Raw genomic sequence first — 3,113 nt, forward strand, 5'->3', positions numbered from 1 at the left:
CCCTGCTCGCCGAACCGACGATGGTCGAGCGGCGGGCGGTAGACCGGCAACCATTCGCCGTATTCGGCGATCCAGTCATGGTCGAGAAAGAAGTGCATCCGGCCGGTCAGCGTGTGCCACGGCTTCTTGCGTTCGACGTTGACCACAAACGGCGAGTAACGCCGACCGCCGGTTTCACTGCCCGACCACTCCGGTGAGGTGATCACCGCCCGCGGCTGAATCTGGGTGTCTTCGAACGTGATCTGGTCACCGGACCGCTCTTCGGCCAGATCGGCGAGGCGCACCCCGGTGCGTTCCTCCAGCGCGCGCCAGCCTTGCATCGCGACGGTGCCGTTGGTGGTACCCGAGAGCGCCAGGATCGCCTCGGCCATGTGGATGTCGCGGGCCAGCGACGGCCGGCCGTCGGCGACGCCGCCGCGCAGCGTGCCGTTTCGCCGGGCGAGGAAATCAACCGCCTCGGCGGGTTTCCAGCTGACACTTTTAGTGTCGGTGCCCGCCGTGTCGACCAGCGGGCCCAGCGCGGCCATCTTGGCGGCGACCGCACGGTAGTCGCGCTCGATGGTCACCAGCTTGGGCATCGTCACGCCGGGTACCGGGTCGCAGTCGCCGTGGCGCCAATCGCGAACCACACCGCGCGGCTGGGCGAGTTCGTCGGCGCTGTCGTGCAGCAGCGGCGCCGCGATCACATCGGTGCGGGTGCCCAGATGGCGCCCCGCCAGCCTTGAGAAGTGGCGGGCGATCGTGGCGAACACGTCAAAGTCGGTGCGCGCCTCCCACGGCGGCGGGATGGCCGGGTTGAACGAGTGGACGAACGGGTGCATGTCGGTGGTCGAGATGTCGTACTTCTCGTACCAGGTAGCCGCCGGCAGCACGATGTCGGCATAGGCGCCGGTGCTGGTCATCCGGAAGTCGACCACGGTGACCAGATCGAGTTTGCCGCGGGGGGCATCCTCGCGCCAGGCCACCTCGGTCGGCCGCAGCGCCTCGGGTGTCTCGTCGGCGCGTACCGCGTTCTCGGCGCCCAGCAGGTGGCGCATGAAGTACTCCATGCCCTTGCCCGACGAACCCAGCAGGTTCGACCGCCACACCGTCAGTACCCGCGGAAAGTTCACCGGGTTATCCGGGTCCTCACCGGCGAACTGCAGCCGCCCGGCCTTGAGTTCGTCGACGACGTAGTCGGCGACGCTTTGGCCTGACGCGGCGGCGGCATCGGCCAAATCCAGCGGGTTACGGTCGAACATCGGGTGCGACGGGGTCCAGCCCATCCGGGATGCCTGGGCCAGCGCATCGGCCATACCCTTGCCGCGGAACCGGCCGGGGCCCAGCGGGCTGGCCAACTCGTCGGCGCCGAACCGGTCGTAGCGCCACTGGTCGCCGTGCAGGTAGAAGAACGAGGTGCCGGTCATGTGCCGGGTGGGCCGCTGCCAGTCCAGCCCGAACGCGACCTGCTGGAAGCCGGTCAGCGGGCGCACCTTCTCCTGGCCGACGTAGTGCGCCCAGCCCCCGCCGTTGACGCCCTGGCAACCGCACAGCATGGTCAGCGTGAAAAAGGTGCGGTAGATCTCGTCCGAATGGAACCAATGGTTGGTGCCCGCACCCATCGCGATCATGGACCGGCCACCGGAAAGCTCGGCGCTGCGGGCGAATTCGCGCGCCACCCGGGTGGCGGCGGCGGCTGGCACCGAGGTGATGGCCTGCTGCCAGGCCGGGGTGTAGGGCTGGGTGGCGTCGTCGTAGCCGGTCGGCCACTGACCGGGCAGCCCGTCGCGGGGCACCGCGTAGTGGGCCATCAGCAGGTCGAACACCGTGGTGACCACGCGATCACCCAGGCGCAGCACCGGCACGCCGCGCCGGATGGCGCCGCCGCCCTCGGTGTCACCGATGTCGAAGCGCGGCAAGTCCACCGCGACCGCGTCGTTGGTCCGGCCGTACAGCGTCAGCGCCGGGTCGATGTCGCCGAGCTCCAAATTCCACTTGCCCTTGCCGGCGTCGCCGTAGTGGTCGGCGATAGTGCCGTTGGGTACGACCGGTTGCCCCGTCACCGCGTCGAGCACCATCATCTGGTGCACGGCACGCTCGTCGGTGCTGCCCAGGTCCGCGGCGGTCAGGAACCGGTCGGGCACGAAAGCGCCCCCGTCCGCGTCCCCGCGCTGGCGCAACGTGACCAGGAACGGCAGGTCGGTGTAGGTCTTGACGTAGCGCTGGAAATACGGCACCTGGCGGTCCCGGAAAAACTCGGTGAGCACCACATGTCCCATCGCCATCGCCAGCGCGCCGTCGCAGCCGGGCGCACAGGCCAGCCAGTCGTCGGCGAACTTGGTGTGGTCGGAGTAGTCCGGGCTGACCACGACCACCTTTTGCCCGCGGTACCGGGCCTCGGTCATGAAATGCGCGTCGGGGGTGCGGGTGATCGGCAGGTTGGTGCCCCAGATGATCAGATAGGCGGCGTTCCACCAGTCCCCGGACTCCGGCACATCGGTCTGGTCGCCGTAGACCTGCGGGGAGGCCAGCGGCATGTCGGCGTACCAGTCGTAAAAAGACAGGATCGTCCCGCCGATCATCGACAAAAACCGGGTCCCGGCCGCGTAGGAAACTTGGGACATCGCCGGAATCGGCGAAAACCCCACCACCCGATCGGGCCCGTAGGCCTTGACCGTGTGCACGTGCGCGGCCGCGATCAGCTCGCTGACCTCCGGCCACGTCGAACGCAGGAAGCCGCCTTGGCCGCGGGCCCGCTTGTAACGCGCGGTGCGCTCGGGATCGGCGGTGATCTCCGCCCACGCGGCCACCGGGTCACCGAGCCGGGTGCGCGCCTCCCGCCACATCTCCAGCAGCGGCTGCCGGATGTAGGGGTAGCGCACCCGCGACGGCGAGTAGGTGTACCAGGAAAATGAGGCCCCGCGCGGGCACCCGCGCGGCTCGTATTCGGGGCTGTCCGGGCCCACCGACGGATAGTCGGTCGCCTGGGTTTCCCAGGCGATGAGGCCCTCTTTCACGTAGACCATCCACGAGCACGAGCCGGTGCAGTTCACCCCGTGGGTGGAGCGCACCACCTTGCCGTGCCGCCACCGCTCCCGGTAGAACTCCTCGGCCGCCCGCCCGCCGCGACGGTG

1 protein-coding gene is annotated in these 3,113 nt (G+C 69.2%); it reads right to left on the minus strand.

Going from position 1 to position 3,113, the window contains the following annotated elements:
* Positions 1 to 3,113 (minus strand): nitrate reductase subunit alpha (locus ACAG26_RS27590; protein ID WP_370486257.1); only part of this gene is annotated, 3,113 nt, incomplete at both ends.

The sequence above is a fragment of the Mycobacterium sp. pUA109 genome (assembly GCF_041287095.1).
In the GTDB taxonomy this organism is placed as follows: domain Bacteria; phylum Actinomycetota; class Actinomycetes; order Mycobacteriales; family Mycobacteriaceae; genus Mycobacterium.